We start from the raw sequence: 19,912 nt of genomic DNA, 5'->3' as shown, positions 1-19,912 counted from the left end.
GAGATAAGAGCAATCACTAAGCCAAGGTTGTCTAATTACTTAACATGAAGACATTTTAACTGCTATTTCGTGACAGAGGTCTGATAATAAAGGCTATTGAGAATAGTTATTAATTTGATTAAAGTGTAATCTTATTTAATACCGTTTTTTATGATAGTCAGCTCGAGTGTTTTGTTAATTACATCTATCATAACAATAAAAAAGCTATCATATTGATAGCTTATTATTCTCACAATAATTGTCTGCTAAATGTTTAGCTTTCTAATACGACTTCTGACTGGTTAGGTATATCGATCGCTTTAGCTTTGCGCTGCCGTTGGAGTACATTCTCGTCCTGTTGAGGCTCTGCATAACCACCTTTCTCTACATGCTCCAACCAAACTTTCAAATGCGCTGTGGTTTGTTGTCGTTGTTCCAAAGAAAGACCGGACACCAACTGTTTTTGCTTATCAACGTGAGCATCAATCAGAGCGTTAGCGATGTCATATCCCGTTTGCGTAAGTTGAACCACAACACAACGTCTATCGCAGTTCGAATGGTATCTGGCAATCAGCTTTTTACTCTCTAAACGGTCCAGTCGATGGGTCATTGCGCCTGATGTCAGCATTAAAGACTGCGTAAGTTCACTGGGAGTTAAACGATAAGGTGCAGAAGAGCGCAGTAGTGAAGCCAGCACATCAAACTCTCCGGTTTTTAAACTGTATTGACGGCATAAACTCGCGAGTTCTTGTTCCACACATTTACTCACTCGCATTAATCGCCCAATAAGAACCATTGGCTCTGTATCTAGCTCCGGTCGCTCGTGTTTCCACAATTCAGCAATACAATCCATCAGGTCCATATTAATCCCCTTCCAACCAACAATAAGGGCACCAAGAAAGTGATTCGAGGTGCCCTTGCTTTTATATACTAATAATCACGTTCATCGAGCTCATCGACATGCGTCTTAAATCGCCCAACCGCCCGCGTAGAACACCACCAATACGATAGTAATCAACACAGTACCAACGTTAAGTTTTTTCCATTCGCCTGATACTACACGGCCACATACTAGTGTTAGGAAACCAAGCATGATACCCGTCACGATGTTACCAGTTAGTACGATGAATACCGCACAAACAAGACCTGATAACGCATCAACAGAGTCATCGAGATTAAGCTTGCTGACGTTACTCATCATCAATAAACCTACATACATCAGCGCAGGTGCAGTAGCGTAAGAAGGAACAAGGTAGCTCAATGGGGCAAGGAACAGTAGCAATAGGAACAAACCACCTACCACAACGGCTGTCAGACCCGTTTTACCACCCGCTGCAGTACCTGCTGCAGATTCGATATAAACCGCAGCTGGCGCACCACCAACAAAACCAGAGAAAATACTACTGACTGAGTCAGACGTCAGTGCTTTACCACCATTGATTATGTTGCCATCTTTATCGAGTAGATTAGCTTGTCCCGCTACCGCACGAATCGTACCAGTCGCATCAAAAATCGCTGTCATAACCAAGGCTAATACACTTGGTAGAACAAGTGGACTTAATGCACCCATAATGTCCATTGAACCAAGTAGTGAGCTTTCACCTGAACCAAACGATGGCATGGCGAATACACCTTGGAATTTAACACTTGGGTCAAACATCAGACCTAACACAGAAATCGCAACAATAACCAGTAAAATGCCGCCAGGAACACGACGCTTCTCTAAGCCGAAAATCGCGGCTAAGCCAAGTACTGACATGATTACTGGGAACGATGTAAACTCACCCAAGCTAACAGGTAGACCTTCCACTGGGTTTTTCACCACAAGTCCAACACCATTCGCTGCGATAAGTAGCAAGAACAAACCGATACCAATACCCGTACCGTGTGCAATACCAAAAGGTAGGTTTGTTAGGATCCACTGCCTTACCCCTGTAACGGTAATCGCAGTAAAGACCACACCCATTAAAAAGACCGCTCCCAGCGCAACAGGTATAGATATTCCTTGCCCGAGCACCAAGCTGAAAGCGGTAAAGGCGGTTAGGGATATCGCACAACCAATAGCCATCGGCAAGTTAGCCCAAAAGCCCATGAGCAGTGAACCAAATGCCGCAACCAAACAGGTGGCGATAAAGACGGAGCCTTGGTCGAACCCAGCAACACCAAGCATGCTTGGTACTACGATCACTGAGTAAACCATGGCTAAGAAAGTAGTAAGCCCAGCAATTAACTCTTGCCTAAAATTACTACCACGTTGTGAGATTAAGAAGTAATTGTCGACCCAACTATTGTTGGTTGACGTGGGTTTATCTTCAGCAATCTCCATCGTACTTTGCTGATTTGAGATATTTTCGGACATGTTATATTCCTTTTCATTAAGTCTTGGTCATCCCTTGTATTGAGACCAATGCATCTGCTGTATTTGCTATATTTGCCATAAAATCAGCTGCGCTCATAAACCAAACACCCGTCAACGTAGGTACGATAAATACTTCTATCGTCGCCGAGGGTCATGAGCACAAACAGTTTTTCAATAAGTTCAGAAGAGTTGTCGTATCGAAGTTGCTGGAGCGGTGTCGCACAAGGATCAATCACAACAAAGTCAGCTTCTTTGCCAACCTCAAAGTTGCCCAATAGGTGGTCTAGTGAGAGTGCTTTCGCTCCACCTAATGTCGCCAAATATAATGCCTCAAACGCCGAGAGCTTCTGCTGCTGCAATTGAGCAACTTTGTATGCCTCGTTTAACGTTTGCATCATATTAAAAGTGGTTCCTGCGCCGATATCCGTCCCGATACCTACTTTCACGTTTCGTTTCCACGCCTCCTGCATTTTGAACAGGCCGCTGCCTAAATACAGGTTGGAAGTTGGACAAAACGCGATAGCTGAATCCGTTTCTTGTATGCAGTCCCACTCTTGATCCTCTAGATGAACACAATGTGCGAATACACTCTTTGATCCAGTCAGGCCATAATGGTGATAAACATCTAAATAACCGTCTTGTTCAGGGAAAAGTTCTTTAACCCAAGCAATTTCGTTCGTGTTTTCTGACAAATGCGTATGAATATACGTATCTGGGTATTCCTCTCTTAACTTATGCGCCATTTCCAATTGTTCCGGTGTGGAAGTGGGTGCAAATCTTGGGGTAATCGCGTAAAGCAGACGGTCCTTTTTATGCCATTTCTCAATCAGTGTTTTTGTTTGGTTGTAGCTTGTCTCCGGTGTGTCTAGTAAGTAATCTGGCGCGTTGCGGTCCATCATGACCTTACCCGCGACGATTCTCATATTGAGTTTGTTTGCTTCAGAGAACAATGCATCTACGGACTCTGGATGAACCGTTCCGAATACCATGCCTGTCGTCGTGCCATTTCGAAGCAACTGCTTAATAAAGAACTTAGACATCTCCTTGGAGTAGTCTCTGTCTTTATAGCGCGCTTCTGTTGGGAACGTATAGTTGTTCAGCCATTCAAGTAGCTGCTCACCATACGCGCCAACCATTTCTGCTTGTGGGTAATGAATATGGGTATCAATAAATCCTGGCATGACAATTTTGCCTGGATAAAAACGAATACGTACTGAGTCTGGGACTTTATCTTTGCCTTCTTCCCACTCGCCGACCCACTCGATACGACCTTGGTCAACAAGAAGAAGTCCATCTTCAATAAAACGTACGTGCTGTTCGATATCTTCAGGCTTATCAACTACTTTTGTGATATCAAGTATTGAAGCCCTAATAGCCTTAATTGATTGGGTATATTGCATAATTACCTCGACCTTAACGCCCCTATTCACTACTTTGCTCACTAACAGAGGCATTGCTTCCCGTTATTTGGAATAAATGTGCGGCAGCGTTTTTTGGTCTCCGCTGCCGCACTGTTTGTTATAATTTATTGAGACCTTTGAGGATTTTCTCTGGTGTAAAGTGCCACTCACGTAGCCATACGCCACAAGCGTCATGAATTGCTGTTGCAATGGCAGGCGCTGCACCGTTTACACCAATTTCAGAGATAGATTTCGCACCGTATGGTCCAACAGGATCATCACTTGGCACCAACACCGCTTTGAAATCTTTTGGAATGTCACCAATCTTCGGCGCACCATAGCTCTTAAGATCGGTGTTGATTGGCACACCGTTGTCGTCGTAAATAAGCTCTTCAAACAAGCTGTGACCGATAGCGCGCATACTCGCACCGTAGATTTGACCAAGTGCCAAATCAGGGTTCACTGGAGTACCGCAATCGAGCAATGCATGGAACTTATCAAGTCGGATTTCACCGGTTCTAGTATTGACTGCAACTTCTGCAAAGTTTGCCCCGTAAGGGAAAGCGAACTCAGCAGTAGTGAAGCATCCTGAAGCCAACAGTTGTCCCCAGCCCGTTCCGCTTTCTGCTTTATGAGCGATGTCGAAGAAAGTTACCTCGCCAGCAGGCCCTTTTACCAAGCCAGGTGCGACGATTTGTACATTTTCAACCGACTCTTCAAGCATTTCCGCACCGTACTTCAAGATTTTCTCGCGCATCGCTTCTGCAGCGCGTTTTGCTGCATTACCTGAGAAGCAAGTGCCAGAAGAGGCATACGCGCCTTTATCGAAAGGTGCATGGTCAGTGTCACCAGAATGAATCGTAATATCTTCCAGTGGACACTTAAGAACTTCAGCAGTTAACTTGGCGATCACTGTATCAAGACCTGTACCGATGTCTGCACCACCTGAATGAACGATGAAAGTACCATCAGAAGCCATCTTGATGCTGCAGTTCGCTTGGTCGATATCAGGAATCCCTGATTTCTGTTGAATAATCGCTACACCGCGACCCACTTTCCAATCACCTTGATGATCTTTTGGTGAATCCCATTCGATAAGCTTGCGACCTTCACGAAGAATCGCTTCTAACGCACAACTGTGTACCTTAGGAGTGGTGGTAGGCATTTTACCTTCGCCGATAGCACCAAGAATCTTAAGTTCTTGGCCTTCAACGACTCGGTTTTTCTCAATCATATCGAGATGGTCAATACCTAACTCTTCCGCAAGTTCCGCCATCGCCATCGTCAATGCATAGTTACCTTTCGGCGCACCATAACCTTGATAAGCACCTGTCGGACAGATATTTGAATAGTACGTAGTCACTCGGAAATCGACATTGTCACAAGGGTAAAGCGGTAGTGACAAGGCAGGACCATTTGATGGTACCGTTAATGCGTGGTTACCATAAGGGCCAGTGTTCGCGAGGAATTCCATATCAATAGCGGTAAGCTTACCGTCTTTGGTCGCCCCAAGTTTCACGGTCACTTTCGCTACGTGACGAGTGGAGTTACAAATAAACTCTTCTTCGCGAGTATGGTGGAAATATACTGGACGACCCGTGGTATAGGTTGCCCAAGCACAAACGTCTTCAAGAAGGATGTCTTGTTTTGAACCGTAGCCACCACCAACACGCTCTTTGACGATGTGAACTTTGTTCTGTTTTACATTAAGGATCTTGGCGACTTGGCGACGTACGTGCCAAGGCACTTGTGTAGAGTCGTGCATGATGACGCGATCGCCATCCATGTAGCTGTAACAGATATGCGTTTCGACTGGTAGTTGCTGTACCTGCTTCGACTCATAAGTACGCTCTAAAATAACATCCGCTTCCGCAAAACCTTTGTCTAGATCACCAATGTGTCCACGAACGCCTGCTGCGATGTTCTTTCTTGGCTCACAGCCAATCGGGAAATTCACAATCAGCTTACCTTCGCGAGGATCGGCGTTGGCGTTTTGTTGCTCTAGATCGTCTGGTGCCCCTACTCCATATTCAATAGGCTCATTATGGACGATTGGTGCATCTGGAGCGCGCGCTTCGTCGATACTCATGACAGGCTTGAGTACTTCATACTCAACATCGATCAGTTTCAGCGCTTCGTTCGCAATGTCTACCGACTCGGCAACAACAGCAGCAACGCGGTCACCAACGTGACGCATTTTTTGACCGAACATACGTCTATCAAGCGGTGAAGGCTCTGGTGCACTTTGACCACCCGGTGTATAAGGAATATCAGGGCAGTTAAGGTGAGTGATGACACTCACTACACCCGGTAAGGCTTCTGCTTTAGATACATCTAGATGCGTGATCCAAGCATGAGCATGTGGACTGCGCAGCATTTTGATGACACAAGCATTTGCAGGAATTCTATCTTCTACATAACAAGGCTTAGCCTGAACCATTTTCGCAGAGTCGAGTTTTGGACAGTTCTTACCAACTACATCCAAGTCATCTCTAAATTCTGGGGCAAACATTTCGGTGTATTGAGGATCAGCTTGGCATTTCACTGCCAATTCAACAACTTCATAGAATTGCTGATAACCAGCATCACGGCTAAACAAACCAGATAGAGCATCGTCTATTTCTTCGCGTGTAGGTTGTTGAATACGCTCTAGTAAATCAGTCAACAGCAATGCCAATGCTGGGTCGTTATATCCCGATTGAACAACACCAACATCGATCATCGCTTGTTGAACTAAACTGAGTTGATTCCAAGAAGACAGTGCTTCGGCCGTTTTGACTTCACCACCTTCCAATTGAGCTGCAATAAGCAGTGATGCGTTGACAAGTTTACCGTTGAACAACACAACATCTGAGCCCGCGAAACCCCAACCATCATCACTATTTCGGACCGAATGCAGTCCCATAGAATGCAATAGTGTTTGAACGTTGGTTTCTGGTGCGCAATGAGCCGTTTCAGGTCGGCCATTAAGATTAAATTGAATAGACATTACGCTACCCCCTTCGCCATTTCACGGCATTCAATTAGTAGGTCAGAGATCACGATGGCACTTAGGTAAGTTTTGTACTCAGCGCTACCACAAATATCCTCCACGGCGTGAATTGAATTCTTAATGGCTTGCTCTAATTCATCACCACTAAATGTCAGACCTTCAACATCGCGCAGTCTTATTGGCTTAGCGATTTCGTCAAAACGAGTCGCGACCCCTTCCATAGCAACAATCTGTTTGCCTTGCTTATCTACAGACACCGACGCATTGATTACGCGTAGGCCATCAGCGCTTCTTGCTACTCGTTTGCTTAGTGCAGCAAGCGTGATGTCAGGAATGACGATCTCTTTAATAAGCTCATCACTTGGTTGCTGAATGTAAGCTTCCAATTCAACCTGCTTGTCATCCGCGAAGCGAACTAAAGCATTGAGAGCCATCAGGACAGGAACTAGCGGAGCTTCACACTGATTCGCAGCTATTTCACCACCAATCGTTGATTGATTTCTTAGATGTCTTGAATAGATGAAGCCCGCAGCTTGTTTAATGTTGCTTGGGACTAACTCACTATCGACAAGATCTTGAATTCGGCTCATAGCGCCCAAAGTGAGGGTGTTACCATCTAGTTTGATATAGTCCAAACCCAGTTTGTCGATTGCGACAAAAACACCTGCATCACTGCGAGTCGGTGCTGCGTTTAACTTAGATCCTCCGGCAAACCACACCGCTTGACTTCCATGGTTAGCTTTAAGCTCCAACGCTGCACTCACTGTGTCCGGCGTGAGGTATTTAATATTCATATTCTTCGCCTTTTAGCATTGATTAGATTGAATTACAGAAAAACTGTTACTAGGTAAAAGGCAACATTTGAGCCAATGCTTACTTTGTTATTTAGTATTCGTGAGCTCGGTCTAATATTGAAAGAATTTGCGATATAGATCGTGATTTTCAATATCAAATTAAACTGTACAGACCAGCCAAGTGTTATTTATTGTCATTGATTTTAACCATCAATTAACAAATTAATTATTCATTATCAGGTGATAGATGAATATCAAATTGATACTTTCGATACTATTTTATCAAGTTGATAGTTAATACTTTGATTGCGTTAACTTAAGCAGTTTTTGGTAGGCTTCGGGAGTATCTACATCTAAATGAATAGTTGGGTCGCAAAGTCTAAGGTATGCCATCTCTCCTAGCTTGAGAATCGACTTCATCGAATCAAAGTTTCCTTGGTCTCGTTGAGCCTTAAAGCTTGCCGTATGTATCAACACAGGGTGGCCTGTTGCGTGTGGTTCACCCGGGAACAACGTGCCAGTAACCTTATGTTCCCAAAGAGTTTTATAAATTTCTTTTTCGATACAAGGCATATCACCATGGCTGATATAGAAGAACTCTGTGTCGACCTCATTAATGCCTAATTGAAGTGAAGAATACATGCCTGAGCGGTAATGTTGGTTTCGTACAATGGTGACCTTTGTGTTGTCTTGAAACTGCTCAATCAACTCGTCTTCTCTATACCCAACCACTAAGATCACACGAGTACAGAATGACAACGCATTTGTGATACTTTGCTCTAAGATCGTATTGTCTTTATAAGGTAGAGTTAATTTCCAGCATCCCATTCGAGATGATAATCCGGCAGCTGGAATGACACAGTCAATGTTATTTTTATTTTTTATCATACGAAATTCGAATTGAGTTTTTTGTATTTTAATCTATTGAATTGGGTAAATATGCCAATGTCGTCAAATAATTCTTTTTCCGAGTTTGCACATTCATTAATTTCAACAACCACCAGTGCCCGTGAACCAATAACTATTTCCTTAGTGGGTGGCGGAGGAAAGACACAACTCTTGTATCGGCTTGCTAATGAATACCAGCAACTTGGCCACAAAGTATGTGTCACGACAACCACCAAGATGTACTTTCCTAATGCGCCAGAGCTAAATCAAGTCACGGACTTTGCCTCCCATTCACCATTACCATCAACGGGTATTGCTTTTGTTTATAGTGAACGTTTATCTCCAAGCGACAACGATGAAAAAGTGAAAGTTCGTGGCCTATCTAACGAACAGATTGAATCCCTAAAACGTCAGCAACTTTACTCTGTTTTTATCGTCGAAGCAGATGGTTCACACCGACTTCCTCTTAAGGCACCTGCTAGGCACGAGCCTTGCATTCCTAACCATAGTGATGTGGTAATTGGTGTCACTGGTGCAGATCCGATACTTAACCCGGCTAATCCTGAAGCCATTCATCGTTGGAATGAATTCAGTATGTTAACGAAATGCAACGAAGGGTCAGTCGTCGGGAAAAATCAAATTCAAGCATTGGTGAATAGCGACCAAGGTCTGTTTAAAGGATGCAGTGAGCAACAACAAAAAATATGGGTCATCAATAGGTTCGATTTAGCCAGCGATAAAGTACAACTGACTGAATTGGCCAAGCAGATATTTGATGAAGAACCCCAGCTCGCTCAACTTGCAATAACACAAATGACGGCAGATAACCCAATCCACCACATTTTCAATCGGACTCTATAGCATTTACACAGAGGTAGTTTGGATGAACATTTTCGCCAAGGCAGCACAGTTAGAGCAAACCAATACACCATTTGCGTTTGCCAATATCATTGAAACAAAAGGCTCTTCTCCTCGTCATACTGGAACCATGCTCGTAGAACAAAGCGGACAAATACATGGCACGATTGGTGGTGGCATGATCGAGCGCTACGTGATCGAGCAAGCTATTGAAGCAATAAAAGAAAACAAACCTCGAGTCGTTACTGGACGAATGACGCGTACCGGCCCTGAAGCCATGGGAATGGATTGTGGCGGTGCAATGACGCTTTCAATTGATGTCTATGGCTCTCGCCCTCGCCTTTACTTAATTGGGGCTGGTCATGTAAACAGAGCCGTTGCCCAAGCCGCCGCTCCATTAGGATTCGATATTACTGTTGTCGATGCTTATGAGGGCAGCTTAGCGGAGGAGCATTTCCCCAAAGGCACTCATCGAGTACTAGGCGACACTATGCTCAGTGCCATTGACTCTCTTGATATCACACCAGATAGCTACGTGATTATCGCCACCAACCACCAAGATCAAGACGCTATCAACGCAATCGCCCAGAAAAAGACCACGTATACGGGTTTAATGGCCAGCCGCAGAAAAGTACAAACACTATTCCAAGGCTTACGCGAATTAGGCACCAGCCAAGAAGAAATTGATCATATCCACTCTCCTATCGGCTTTGATATTGGCGCTGAAACGCCTGAAGAAATCGCCATCAGTATTTTGGCTGAAGTACTTAATGCGAAAAATGGCGCTTCAGGGGCCAAATTGAAAGAAAGCGTTGGTAGCTTTAATCAAAAACTGGTGCTAGTACGCGGTGCGGGTGATATCGCAACTGGAGTCGCTGCGAGATTGCACAATTCAGGCTTTAAAGTAGTCATGAGTGATATTGAAAAGCCAACAATGATTCGCTGCACGGTTTCATTCGGCCAATGCCTTTACGGCAAACCTGTCACGGTAGAAGGCATTACGGCAGAAAAAGTTCAGTCTTTTGATAAAGCCTGCCGATTGTTAGAGAAAGGCAAGATTCCTGTGTTTGTAGACGAAACAGGAAAACTCGCCGAGGCCATCAAGCCTGATTTTGTCGTTGATGCCATCCTTGCGAAAAAGAACCTTGGCACACACAAAGGAATGGCACCAGTCACCATTGCTTTAGGCCCTGGCTTTACCGCTGGTGAAGACTGTCACGCAGCGATAGAAACCAATCGTGGACATCAACTCGGTCGAGTAATTTTCGACGGTCCATGTCAGCCTAATTCAGGTATACCAGGTAGCATTCTAGGTTATACAGAGCAACGGGTGATTAGAGCGCCTGGCGTAGGTACCTTTACTGCGGAAGTAAAACTTGGCGATTTGGTTGAAGAAGGACAACCTATCGCGAAAGTCGATGACATGGTCGTCTACGCGCCATTGAGCGGTAAAGTGAGAGGCTTACTCAACAACGGATTGAGTGTTCATCAAGGCTTTAAGGTGGGCGATGTTGATCCGCGTGGTGAAAGCGTTGATCACTGCACGATTTCTGATAAAGCTCGTGCGGTTGCAGGCGGTGTTCTTGAGGCAATGTTGTGTTTAAGTGGTCGGTAGTGGGTATTAATAACCCATCACCCACATAACGACTCCTTAATGGCTTACGTCCGTCATCCTCATGAAAATGAGGACCTTCTACAACGCGTAGAAAACCAAACGTGGTGAGCACGTTAAGTAAATTGAGTTTACGATGCGCTAGCGGAGATTTCCTTTTTCAAGGAAATGACGAAGGTTTTTGATATCACTACATTTCAACAAACAACGCCTGATGGTCTCATCAGGCGTTTTCTTTTATTAGAACTTACAGAGCTAACTCACCTACTTTCCGTAGAAGTTACGGTACATCATGTAAGTATGGGCTGCTGACCAACTGAAGTTGCTGGCACCTTGAACCGCACCTGTTTCTGGGTTGTAGTTTTCACGAATTGCGCCGTCGCTACCAAAGCCTTCACCGTTTTGGAACAGGTCTTCAGCGATACGTACCGCATCATTATGGCGTCCATACTTCTCAAGAGCTTGAAGGCCGAAATAGAATTGATCCAACCATACTCGCCCACGCCAATAGATATCAGCTCCGTAAGCTGGGTTATCACGACTTGCCGTCCCTAATGACACCCCTTCACCTTGATATTCTGTAGAACTATCAAACTTACTCGCATCAAGCATGACATCCATGACCTTGTCCGCGTTCGCTTGAGTCGCCGCACCGTTAAACAATGGCGACCAACCGTCTGGAGCCTGACCGCGCTCAGTTAGTACGACACCCGCACAGTAAACATTTTTGCCTTGATAAGGCGTATCCACTCGCTTCAAATCAGCCCCAGGTACTGGATTTCCTGATGAATCTAAGAAACTCTTACCATCTTTGTCAACAAGTCGAATGTCGTAGTAGAACGAGGTAGCAGAATCAAACATACAAGTGTTGATGTAATCTTTAATAAACTCTGCATGCTCCACAAACTCTTGTCCACGGCCTTTCCCTTCAACGCCGTCAGAGACTAAGCCAGCCATTTCAGATAAATACTTATTGTCACTGTACATGTAAGACGCTTGGTCTACCGACTCTTGCAACATAGAGAAGCCAACTAGATTGGTGTTGCTATCGTGGTTCTCACCAAAACGTACCTGCCAGTCTTTACGTGCATCACGCAATTTCGCCATGTTTTCATCAGAAACATCACTGTAGGCCCAGTTTTCTGACGAACCAGTAATCGTGTTGTCGAAGTTATAGTGCTGCTGAGCATAACGACCTAACTGATCGTATTCCGTTGCTGCAGATACTGTTGTGATCCAATCACGAGAGTTGGTTTTCGCTAAATCATAGATAAAGCCAAAACGAGCGGCATCATCCATACCCGATTCCCATGACGTCGCTGTTTGTGAACCATTGCTGTAACCAGTAATAGCCAGCTCTTCGTAGTTATCCAGAACCAAGTTATACGAGTCCACACCGATAACTTGATACTGCTTCGACGTGCCATTGCTATCAATCTCTTTCACCTTATCAGCACCTACCAGAGCTTTTAGATCGTCACCTAACTCTGTCCACACTTTAATGTACATATGCCCATCATCAGTGTTGTGCGAAGGATCAACGGCTGCACCGTACTCTGGGACGCCGTTCGAGTTGTGGTCGCGATTTGATAACCACCAATCATGATACGCCACCAACTTTGGATACATTTCATCAATCCACGCTTGAGCATCATTAGCACGGCCAAATTCGTTGATAAGAGAATGGTAGATTTCCATTACAGCCCAAGCCGCTAACGAAGGCTTTGTATTACGCTCATTCCAGTTCATTGACGCATCGTTTTGTGCCGCAGAAGGAATGTCATATTTGTCGTCGTAATAACCAGAATCAATTCGATCTTGTGGTAGCGAGTAGTTAACAACATCCAACAAATAGCCTGCGTCTTGCGGTCTGATTGGGTCGTCATTTTTGACTTGAAACTGGAACACAGTACGGATATTTTCCATCGCCACATCTGGATTAAAATGAGCCATCGCATACGCGTGTTTCCATGTATCCCAAGGCCAGGTATTGTTACCTGAGAACCAGATAGCCGTTACCGATGGCGTAACAGTACCGTGTTGAACAATACCCGCCGGTGAGCGCCAGTTTCCGTTAAGGGTCATCATGGCTTTCACTGCAACATTACTTTCGGCTTTAGTCGCAGAGTCGTTAGCTAATCCATGCTTTAAATAGTCATTCCAGCGAGCCTTAGCGGTGCTCATTGCTGTTGCGCCTTGCTGCAACAACGTGCTCACCGCACTTGCTTCGCTAATAGCTTCTGTTGGGTTGTGTACATAAGAGTACGCGTTATAGAAAGTAGTATTGCCATTCGCGTTAATAGTGACCGAACCTTCAGAACGATAGTTATAGTCGGTCACTGCAGTAGTTGCATTACCGATAGAGCGAGTCACAAAAAACTCAGCTCCCTCTTCACTCTTTAAGCCCGACCAAGACGCTGCTTTTTTAAACGTCAGCTCAACACCACCGTTTTCGCCAGTAAGCGCCTTATAAACCGTATTAGCGGCGACATCATCCCCTACCGTACTAAAGTCTCTTAGGAAACCACCCGTCCAAACAAGTTTAAGATTACGCACTTGATCTGACTTGTTGCTGATTTTGGTTTCAATAATAGATGAACGATTAGTACCAAAACGTGTCGTCATTTCTACCTTAAATTCATTATTTTCGATAACTTGATGTAACGCGTCTGGTGTAGAAAAAGCCTTAACTTCCGCAGATAACAAATTTATTTCTTGATTGTTATCTGCGTCAATTAGAGTAAGTTTGTCAAAGTTTTCATTAGCGATATAACTAGAGTACTCCTGGTCAACAATCATAATACCACCAGCAGAACCTATCGCAGAATCATCGCTTGGTAATAAATGACCATGCCACGCGCCTAAGTCTGTAAATGCGTTATAACTTAAGTTACTTTGCGCATCACGGTCTTTCATTCGATCCGGATTACCTACTCTATCTAATACGTTAACAAAATTGCTTACGTCTGTTGAAGGTAGTGTTTCTGTCGAATCTGAACTCGAACTGTTGCAACCAGAGAGGGAAATAACCGAACCTACAAAAATAGCCAAGATAGTCTTTTTCATCTTTCAATCCATTTATTGTGATATTTATCACTATTATTAATTGAGATTTGCAGAACAAATCTCTACGCAGGGGATGTGGGATGAATAGTACGTACTAGCGTTATTCACTCAATAAATGTCGAAGGAAAATTTGTGGTTATGGGGAAAGATTACTTTCGTTGCACTACATTACTTGACAATTTAAATAGTATTATTCGCCAAATGAATATAAAGCAAACCAATATTTATATAAATACCGAAATAATGTTAAGTTATTTACGAATAATATGATAGTTTATATTTTAAGGCTAACAAATATACTAAACAAACGCCATTTACTAATAACAGAATGGTAAATGACGCTCGTTAAATTTGGAATAAATATCATATTCCTTTTCACAGCTTCGATTGAGGCTTTCAATCTATTACGCTTGTTTTTACCAAGTTCTGTCGAGGTCATCTGAATACAAAGAGATTGCTCGTTTATATTCCTTTATAGCTTCGCTATTGGTTGTCGATAATAAGAGATTCAATAACAACTGCACGGCCTCTTTGTGCCGTCCTAAGTTGTACAAGCACATTGCATAAAATGGCTGGACTTCTTCTGCTTTTGGGTATTCAGACATGGTCTGTTCAAAGTAATGCAACGCCTCAACATATTCTCCTAAGCTTCTGTAGGTACAAGCTAAGCCAAACAATGTGTCAAAACGCTCTTGATTCGCTAACTTACCAAGTAATGCCGATTTATAATGTGGAATCGCGGATTTTTCTTTGCCTTCATTATCGTATGACCATGCAATCTGCAAATGTGCAGAAGCAGCGTACAGTGGATCAACAAGTAAAGTTTCGAGGAGTTGACGAGAGTCTTGATGCTTTCCGGCTTTGCGAAGCGCTATGGCTTCTGAAATGAGGGTGTTCATAGGGGAATAACGAGTCCTTATCTTTTATGTACTTCAGCCTTACCGCATCGGTCGCATCGATACAGTTGCTCATCATCAGGATAGTCGACTATTTCGATTTCGCGACTCGAAAACAGACTGATAAGTAACCCAAACAACGTGTTACGTGTCGAATCACTGGCAGCTTTTCGCTGAAGTTTTAACTCTGAGTTGGGGCTATAGATCAACAAATGTGGCGTTAGTTGATTACAATGGCGGCAGAGAAATGGGCGCGTCTGATAGTCGCTATAGAGCTCCATGACCTAACCTTCCTTGAGATCTCATTAGAACATTTCAATTTAACGTAATGTAGATAAGATAAATTAACATATCTTAATCTGAGTGATCGTAAGGAACTGTCAAAGTAGACAAGGAATAATGCAGAAAGTGATGTGGAGTGGAAAGTGGAAAGTGGAAAGTGGAAAGTGGAAAGTGGAATTTCAACACATAAAGACATCGGGCGATACCTCTATGTGCTGAACAAGCAACCGTGGTTAACGAATTAAACGTAGTACGCTTCCACAGTGCCTTTTAATTTGATTAGTATAGGTTGACCGCGACGATCCAGTGCCTTTGGTGAAGGGATTTTTACCCAACCTTCGCTGATGCAGTATTCTTCAACATCGGTACGCTCTTTACCGTTTAGGCGAATACCAATCTGGTGCTCAAAACACTCAGCTACGTGGTGTGGGCTGCGTGGGTTACCTGAAAGATGATCTGGTAAAGCTGGCTTTGCGTTGTTGTCGCTCATGATTATGACCTAGTGTATTTAAGAAGTGGCTTATTGTAGTCAATACCGTACCAGCGCTCAAGAAAAGTCATGGCATAGCGAATCTCGACTGCTCTAATAATGCACAAACCAGCAACACCAATCTATGGCTCTTCGAACTATACAACTTAATGGAAGGAAAAGCGTCCCCACTCTGGTGCACAACCAAGCACATATTTTTACATTTCAATTACAACATCGATCTACATCACAGAGATTCTGCTACAAAAAAGGATAAACTTGGGGTCCCCCGAAGCTACACACAAAATAATGAACCATGGATACTACTAAAACTCTTATTTACGATACTTTAATTCGTCTTGCTGATCATGCCCCGGAACAACATGCACAAATCCGTCAAGATTTGTATGAGCAACTAGAACTGCCCTTTAGCAAGCAGGTTGCTCTCTATACCAACGTACTTGCTCCAGCCAGCCTAGGACGACTTGACGACAAAGAACGTCTCGACAATGCCGTTAATCTTGCCGATTCAATCTTAAACTCATAAAAAATAAGCGTTGATTCTCAAAATGTTAGAATCAACGCTCTGTTTGTAGTCATACTCCATCACCCTCTTTTTATTGTTCACAGCTTCAACACTCTTGGAAATTTAACGCTGGCCATCTCATGGTAAATATCATCTAAATAGGTGACTAAATCCTCTTCCTTTAAGTCAGAAGGTATCACGACATCATAGATCTTTGCCCTAATACCCACTTGTGATTCTCGATACAAAACCCAAGTATCGTGCTCTCGTGTCACTGACATGATTTGACCAAACACATTAAACTTTAATCGCGTCATCGAATCACCCTGTTATTCCCCGGTTAATTTACACGTGGCCAAAACACTGCCTTGTAACCAAACCCCACTTGTGGTCTTGATACTTATCTTCCACATAGTTTTGTGAGGTGTACTCACCAACGACATCACGCCAGAAACTCACTGCGTGATCAGCTCCGGCGACTTGTTTGATTTCCCACGTACCTTGGAGTTGCATAAATAATTGAGTAATAAACTGCTTACCGACTTTATTCTTACGAAAACAAGGAAGTACATAGAAATCACAGATTTCATAACATTTTGGTGTTTTTTCTTCAATCGCAGCTAATGCCGCGAGTACTCCATCCAAATAAAGTAAATAGCCTGATACCTTGCCCTCGATTTTTGGATAGATTTCGAACAGTCCACTAGCATCTGGTTTGTCATCAATGATTCTTGAAAATTCGGCCGCATAACCCTGATATAAATTTGCGTATATCTGCATATTTGAGCTATCAACTTTTACAATCTTCATAGCGTGCTCTCAACAATAGCCAATCACATTTTGATCGCCTTTATGGCTTAAGCTCGATATCCAAACCTCGCTAAGTAGTGCCAGATTTTCTTAATATCTTGCTCGTCAAAGTGCTGCTCCGTTACCGCCAAACCAAGTAACTTTGCATCGATCATTCCATCTCGCGCTAGTTCTCTCGCTAATTCGATAAACTGCACACCTCGATAATCGGGGTATTGATTCATTGTTTCAATAGACAGTTGATAGCCGTTATGCCACTGGATGGGAATACCCAATTCAAGCGCATATTGTTCAATCATAGTGGCTTGGAAAACAGGATCTAAGACTAAACACTCTACGTCATCTTTTAAAGATACTGTCCCGTGAATGTGTGCTTCAATGTAGTCATCAAGTAAGTCTGCAGAAGAAGACGTTGTTATATTGATCAGGTTATTTAGTGTTTCTGAAACAGCAAAATCTTCTGGTTCAAAAAAACTGTCTGGGTAACAATACGTCGCTCGTTCGAGCACATGCGGTTTTAACTCAAAAAACGCCGACCCAAACCTAGGTGACGCTCCGTTCGCATAGTTTCGGAAGTTAACCGCGCCGTACTTCGGCCTTAAATTCATAGGTGCACGGTCATAAGCACCATCAAATACCCGTTGTTCCCATAACCAACGGTCGCCACCTTCAAAAGCCGTCAAGCCACCGTTACTCGTATTGGTTTCAAACTGGGATTTCAGCTCACCATCTTTGGCGATGGCGAGCAAAAGAGGCAGCCCTTCAGGCGTGTATCTATCAGGATGAAAGTTGATCGTAACGCGGCTAGTATTCGAGGATGGCTTACCCTTCGATTTAGCTCGTATATTATCTAGTGCTGTACTTATGATGTCTTTATCCATGAACTTCCATCCGCTCATGCAACTCCAACGTTTCCAACTCATGTTTGAGATTGGCGAGAGTATGTTGACTATACACCTTAATGCCTTCCCTAATTAACATGGCGGTAGTCACTCCTTGCCCGGGAATTTTTACGCCTGTGAATGTGCCATCATAAATCTGTACGCTGCCACATGACGGACTACCCTCTGCTAGTATGGCGTAACGAATACCCTGTTCACGACACTTCTTAAGTGCAAGCTCTGCACCGTGCAAAAATTCAGCAGTCACCTCATGACCGTCATCCCCAACAACAGAAGCTTTGCGATCAATAACATCGGCACCTTGTCCTAAAACAATTTCTGCTGGCTGTCTCGGCGTAGGAAGACCTGCCGAGACTTCGGGACACATAACTATTAATTCGACATTCAGTTTGAGCCAGACTAAATCTTGCTCAGAAATAGATAACCCACTCGCATTGTAGCGAACCTTGTTCCCTAGCAAGCATGAACTAATCAGGACTTTTTCCAACGTTTTCTCCTTGATAGGCTGTAAAGCAAGGTGATAATCAATTGAATGACGTGTACTAAGCATAATCGATAATTGGAGTTAGATATTCAATCAGTAAATCAAGATCTTGTCGAACTTCTAACAATTGTGTGTTTAAGGGTTTCAAATTTTTTATAAGATAAAGAAAAGACGCTTTGAAAATCTAAAAGCAAAAAAAACGGAAGCCGCTCGGCTTCCGTTATATTGAGAAATAATCACACTTAGACGATTAATGTGAACATCAAGTAGGCGTTCAAAGCGAGCACTAAACTTACAATCACCATACCCGAATAAGAAACCCATGTGTTATTTCTGAACTCTCCCATTAAACGTTTACTGTTGGTAAAAATAAGCAGTGGGATAATGGCGAGCGCGATCCCAAAGCTCAAAACAACTTGGCTCATCACTAGGATATCAGTAGTGTTCATCCCCATGCCTATGACGACAAACGATGGCGCCATAGTAATAAAGCGACGTAACCACATCGGAATAGAAAAGCGAACAAACCCTTGCATCACGACTTGACCCGCCATAGTACCAACGACAGTAGAAGATAAACCCGAAGCAATTAGTGACACACCAAATAAAACCGACGCTGCTTTACCGACTAATGGTGTTAGTGTCATATAAGCCGTTTCAATTTCAGCAACGTGTTGGTTGCCAGAGTAATGAAAGACCGCTGCTGCCATCGCCACAATGGCGATATTGACGAATCCTGCAATAACCATCGCGATCAACACATCAAATCGAGTACTGCGAAGGCGAGTTTCAGTACTTTCCCCATAGCTGTTCTTAAACAAAGCAGAATGAAGGTAGATAACATGAGGCATCACCGTCGCCCCCAGAATCCCTGCGGCAAGGTAGATTTGACGAGAATCAGTAAAGCTAGGTGTAAGCAAGCCTGTCATCATCTCACCACCTGCTGGGTGAGCGAAGAAGAGTTCGGCAATATAAATAACCGCAACAAGCATGAGTAAAGACCCTATCACTACTTCTAAAGGCTTTTGTCCTTTTTGATGCAGCATTAGGATCATAACTGTCACAACGGCGGTTATCAGAGCCCCTTCCATTAAGCTTATGCCAAATACTAATTGGAAACCGACTGCGGCGCCGATAAACTCGGCTAGATCAGTGGCAATGGCAATGATCTCTGCTTGAATCCAGTAAAATCCAATCGCCCACTTATTCGGTAGATGATCACGTAAATGTTCGGCTAAGTTTTTACCTGTAACAATACCTAGCTTGGCAGACAAGTACTGAATCAACATCGCCATTAAGTTCGCCCAAAGCACTACCCAAAGTAGTTGGTAACCAAATGAAGATCCTGATTCAATATTTGTCGCGAAGTTACCTGGGTCGATGTAGCCAATCGCTGCAATAAACGCTGGGCCTAACATCAGTAACTTACGTTTTATTTTGGCAAATGATGATGCTTTTTGTGCCGCATTAGCATCTGCGTATATGGATGCGCCATTCATAAGTATCATTCCTCTTTCGTCTATGAGAGAAATGATACTCGCACGCAAATGATAATCAATCGCATCTTTGTGCATAAAAATGATAACTAAGTTTTC

Annotated in this window: 17 protein-coding genes and 1 pseudogene; 3 read left to right on the top strand and 15 right to left on the bottom strand. The window is 43.6% G+C overall.

Annotated elements, in window-relative coordinates:
- Positions 1-361: 361 nt before the first annotated feature.
- The 6 genes and pseudogenes from L2W36_RS14095 to L2W36_RS14070 form a co-directional block, all read right to left on the bottom strand.
- Positions 362-841, bottom strand: a pseudogene (locus L2W36_RS14095) (MarR family winged helix-turn-helix transcriptional regulator); the annotation flags it as partial.
- A 105-nt stretch (positions 842-946) separates the two neighbouring features.
- Entirely contained in the window at positions 947-2,305 is a 1,359-nt protein-coding gene (locus tag L2W36_RS14090) for an NCS2 family permease (protein ID WP_038223062.1), read from the bottom strand.
- Positions 2,306-2,421: 116 nt separating this feature from the next.
- Positions 2,422-3,738: a guanine deaminase gene (gene guaD, locus L2W36_RS14085; RefSeq protein ID WP_038223055.1), complete on the bottom strand. Its 1,317-nt coding sequence runs from the start codon at positions 3,736-3,738 to the stop codon at positions 2,422-2,424.
- A 118-nt stretch (positions 3,739-3,856) separates the two neighbouring features.
- Positions 3,857-6,727, bottom strand: a complete 2,871-nt coding sequence (locus L2W36_RS14080) for a molybdopterin-dependent oxidoreductase Mo/Fe-S-binding subunit (protein ID WP_236110341.1) — start codon at positions 6,725-6,727, stop codon at positions 3,857-3,859.
- Positions 6,727-7,524 (bottom strand): molybdopterin-dependent oxidoreductase FAD-binding subunit, encoded by a 798-nt coding sequence (gene ygfM, locus L2W36_RS14075; RefSeq protein WP_236110340.1) that lies wholly within the window; start codon positions 7,522-7,524, stop codon positions 6,727-6,729. Before ygfM ends, L2W36_RS14080 begins: the two co-directional genes overlap by 1 nt.
- 294 nt (positions 7,525-7,818) lie before the next feature.
- Complete coding sequence (locus L2W36_RS14070; protein ID WP_236110339.1) at positions 7,819-8,412, bottom strand: NTP transferase domain-containing protein; 594 nt, start codon at positions 8,410-8,412, stop codon at positions 7,819-7,821.
- 57 nt (positions 8,413-8,469) lie between these two features.
- Here L2W36_RS14070 and yqeC point away from each other — a divergent pair, with 57 nt between their 5' ends.
- Both yqeC and yqeB read left to right on the top strand, forming a co-directional pair.
- Complete coding sequence (gene yqeC / locus L2W36_RS14065; protein ID WP_236110338.1) at positions 8,470-9,273, top strand: selenium cofactor biosynthesis protein YqeC; 804 nt, start codon at positions 8,470-8,472, stop codon at positions 9,271-9,273.
- Positions 9,274-9,295: 22 nt separating this feature from the next.
- The gene (yqeB, locus tag L2W36_RS14060; protein WP_236110337.1) at positions 9,296-10,885 is read left to right on the top strand and encodes a selenium-dependent molybdenum cofactor biosynthesis protein YqeB; all 1,590 of its coding nucleotides are present in this window, start codon (positions 9,296-9,298) and stop codon (positions 10,883-10,885) included.
- 261 nt (positions 10,886-11,146) lie between these two features.
- Here the strand turns inward: yqeB and ygjK are convergent, their stop codons facing one another.
- From ygjK to L2W36_RS14040, 4 genes are all read right to left on the bottom strand, one after another.
- The gene (ygjK, locus tag L2W36_RS14055; RefSeq protein ID WP_236110336.1) at positions 11,147-13,948 is read right to left on the bottom strand and encodes an alpha-glucosidase; all 2,802 of its coding nucleotides are present in this window, start codon (positions 13,946-13,948) and stop codon (positions 11,147-11,149) included.
- A 416-nt stretch (positions 13,949-14,364) separates the two neighbouring features.
- Complete coding sequence (locus tag L2W36_RS14050; protein ID WP_236110335.1) at positions 14,365-14,847, bottom strand: tetratricopeptide repeat protein; 483 nt, start codon at positions 14,845-14,847, stop codon at positions 14,365-14,367.
- Positions 14,848-14,864: 17 nt separating this feature from the next.
- Positions 14,865-15,125, bottom strand: a complete 261-nt coding sequence (locus tag L2W36_RS14045; protein WP_006074772.1) for a hypothetical protein — start codon at positions 15,123-15,125, stop codon at positions 14,865-14,867.
- 242 nt (positions 15,126-15,367) lie between these two features.
- Positions 15,368-15,616 (bottom strand): DUF3297 family protein, encoded by a 249-nt coding sequence (locus tag L2W36_RS14040; RefSeq protein ID WP_006074773.1) that lies wholly within the window; start codon positions 15,614-15,616, stop codon positions 15,368-15,370.
- A 295-nt stretch (positions 15,617-15,911) separates the two neighbouring features.
- Here L2W36_RS14040 and L2W36_RS14035 point away from each other — a divergent pair, with 295 nt between their 5' ends.
- Positions 15,912-16,142, top strand: a complete 231-nt coding sequence (locus tag L2W36_RS14035) for a PAS factor family protein (protein WP_063603473.1) — start codon at positions 15,912-15,914, stop codon at positions 16,140-16,142.
- Positions 16,143-16,219: 77 nt separating this feature from the next.
- Here L2W36_RS14035 and L2W36_RS14030 read toward each other — a convergent pair whose 3' ends face one another.
- From L2W36_RS14030 to L2W36_RS14010, 5 genes are all read right to left on the bottom strand, one after another.
- Entirely contained in the window at positions 16,220-16,438 is a 219-nt protein-coding gene (locus L2W36_RS14030) for a DUF7661 family protein (protein WP_062458998.1), read from the bottom strand.
- 28 nt (positions 16,439-16,466) lie between these two features.
- On the bottom strand, positions 16,467-16,931 hold the full coding sequence (locus L2W36_RS14025; protein WP_198558855.1) for a GNAT family N-acetyltransferase: 465 nt from the start codon (positions 16,929-16,931) through the stop codon (positions 16,467-16,469).
- 47 nt (positions 16,932-16,978) lie between these two features.
- On the bottom strand, positions 16,979-17,812 hold the full coding sequence (locus tag L2W36_RS14020; protein WP_236110444.1) for a DUF3626 domain-containing protein: 834 nt from the start codon (positions 17,810-17,812) through the stop codon (positions 16,979-16,981).
- Complete coding sequence (locus tag L2W36_RS14015) at positions 17,805-18,320, bottom strand: DUF523 domain-containing protein (RefSeq protein ID WP_236110334.1); 516 nt, start codon at positions 18,318-18,320, stop codon at positions 17,805-17,807. Before L2W36_RS14015 ends, L2W36_RS14020 begins: the two co-directional genes overlap by 8 nt.
- Positions 18,321-18,559: 239 nt before the next feature.
- Entirely contained in the window at positions 18,560-19,816 is a 1,257-nt protein-coding gene (locus L2W36_RS14010; protein ID WP_268980744.1) for an Nramp family divalent metal transporter, read from the bottom strand.
- Between the last annotated feature and the right edge of the window lie 96 nt (positions 19,817-19,912).

The organism is Vibrio sp. McD22-P3 (assembly GCF_021568915.1).
Lineage (GTDB): Bacteria > Pseudomonadota > Gammaproteobacteria > Enterobacterales > Vibrionaceae > Vibrio > Vibrio mediterranei.
The sequence above is the reverse complement of the archived record's forward strand: the minus strand, read 5'-3'. Positions and strand labels throughout refer to the sequence as shown.

Bases quoted from the DNA above. Each gene is read 5' to 3' on its own strand.
- L2W36_RS14090 (WP_038223062.1), bottom strand. From the start codon at position 2,305: ATGGAGATTGCTGAAGATAAACCCACGTCAACCAACAATAGTTGGGTC.
- guaD (WP_038223055.1), bottom strand. From the start codon at position 3,738: ATGCAATATACCCAATCAATTAAGGCTATTAGGGCTTCAATACTTGAT.
- L2W36_RS14080 (WP_236110341.1), bottom strand. From the start codon at position 6,727: ATGTCTATTCAATTTAATCTTAATGGCCGACCTGAAACGGCTCATTGC.
- ygfM (WP_236110340.1), bottom strand. From the start codon at position 7,524: ATGAATATTAAATACCTCACGCCGGACACAGTGAGTGCAGCGTTGGAG.
- L2W36_RS14070 (WP_236110339.1), bottom strand. From the start codon at position 8,412: ATGATAAAAAATAAAAATAACATTGACTGTGTCATTCCAGCTGCCGGA.
- yqeC (WP_236110338.1), top strand. From the start codon at position 8,470: ATGTCGTCAAATAATTCTTTTTCCGAGTTTGCACATTCATTAATTTCA.
- yqeB (WP_236110337.1), top strand. From the start codon at position 9,296: ATGAACATTTTCGCCAAGGCAGCACAGTTAGAGCAAACCAATACACCA.
- ygjK (WP_236110336.1), bottom strand. From the start codon at position 13,948: ATGAAAAAGACTATCTTGGCTATTTTTGTAGGTTCGGTTATTTCCCTC.
- L2W36_RS14050 (WP_236110335.1), bottom strand. From the start codon at position 14,847: ATGAACACCCTCATTTCAGAAGCCATAGCGCTTCGCAAAGCCGGAAAG.
- L2W36_RS14045 (WP_006074772.1), bottom strand. From the start codon at position 15,125: ATGGAGCTCTATAGCGACTATCAGACGCGCCCATTTCTCTGCCGCCAT.
- L2W36_RS14040 (WP_006074773.1), bottom strand. From the start codon at position 15,616: ATGAGCGACAACAACGCAAAGCCAGCTTTACCAGATCATCTTTCAGGT.
- L2W36_RS14035 (WP_063603473.1), top strand. From the start codon at position 15,912: ATGGATACTACTAAAACTCTTATTTACGATACTTTAATTCGTCTTGCT.
- L2W36_RS14030 (WP_062458998.1), bottom strand. From the start codon at position 16,438: ATGACGCGATTAAAGTTTAATGTGTTTGGTCAAATCATGTCAGTGACA.
- L2W36_RS14025 (WP_198558855.1), bottom strand. From the start codon at position 16,931: ATGAAGATTGTAAAAGTTGATAGCTCAAATATGCAGATATACGCAAAT.
- L2W36_RS14020 (WP_236110444.1), bottom strand. From the start codon at position 17,812: ATGGATAAAGACATCATAAGTACAGCACTAGATAATATACGAGCTAAA.
- L2W36_RS14010 (WP_268980744.1), bottom strand. From the start codon at position 19,816: ATGAATGGCGCATCCATATACGCAGATGCTAATGCGGCACAAAAAGCA.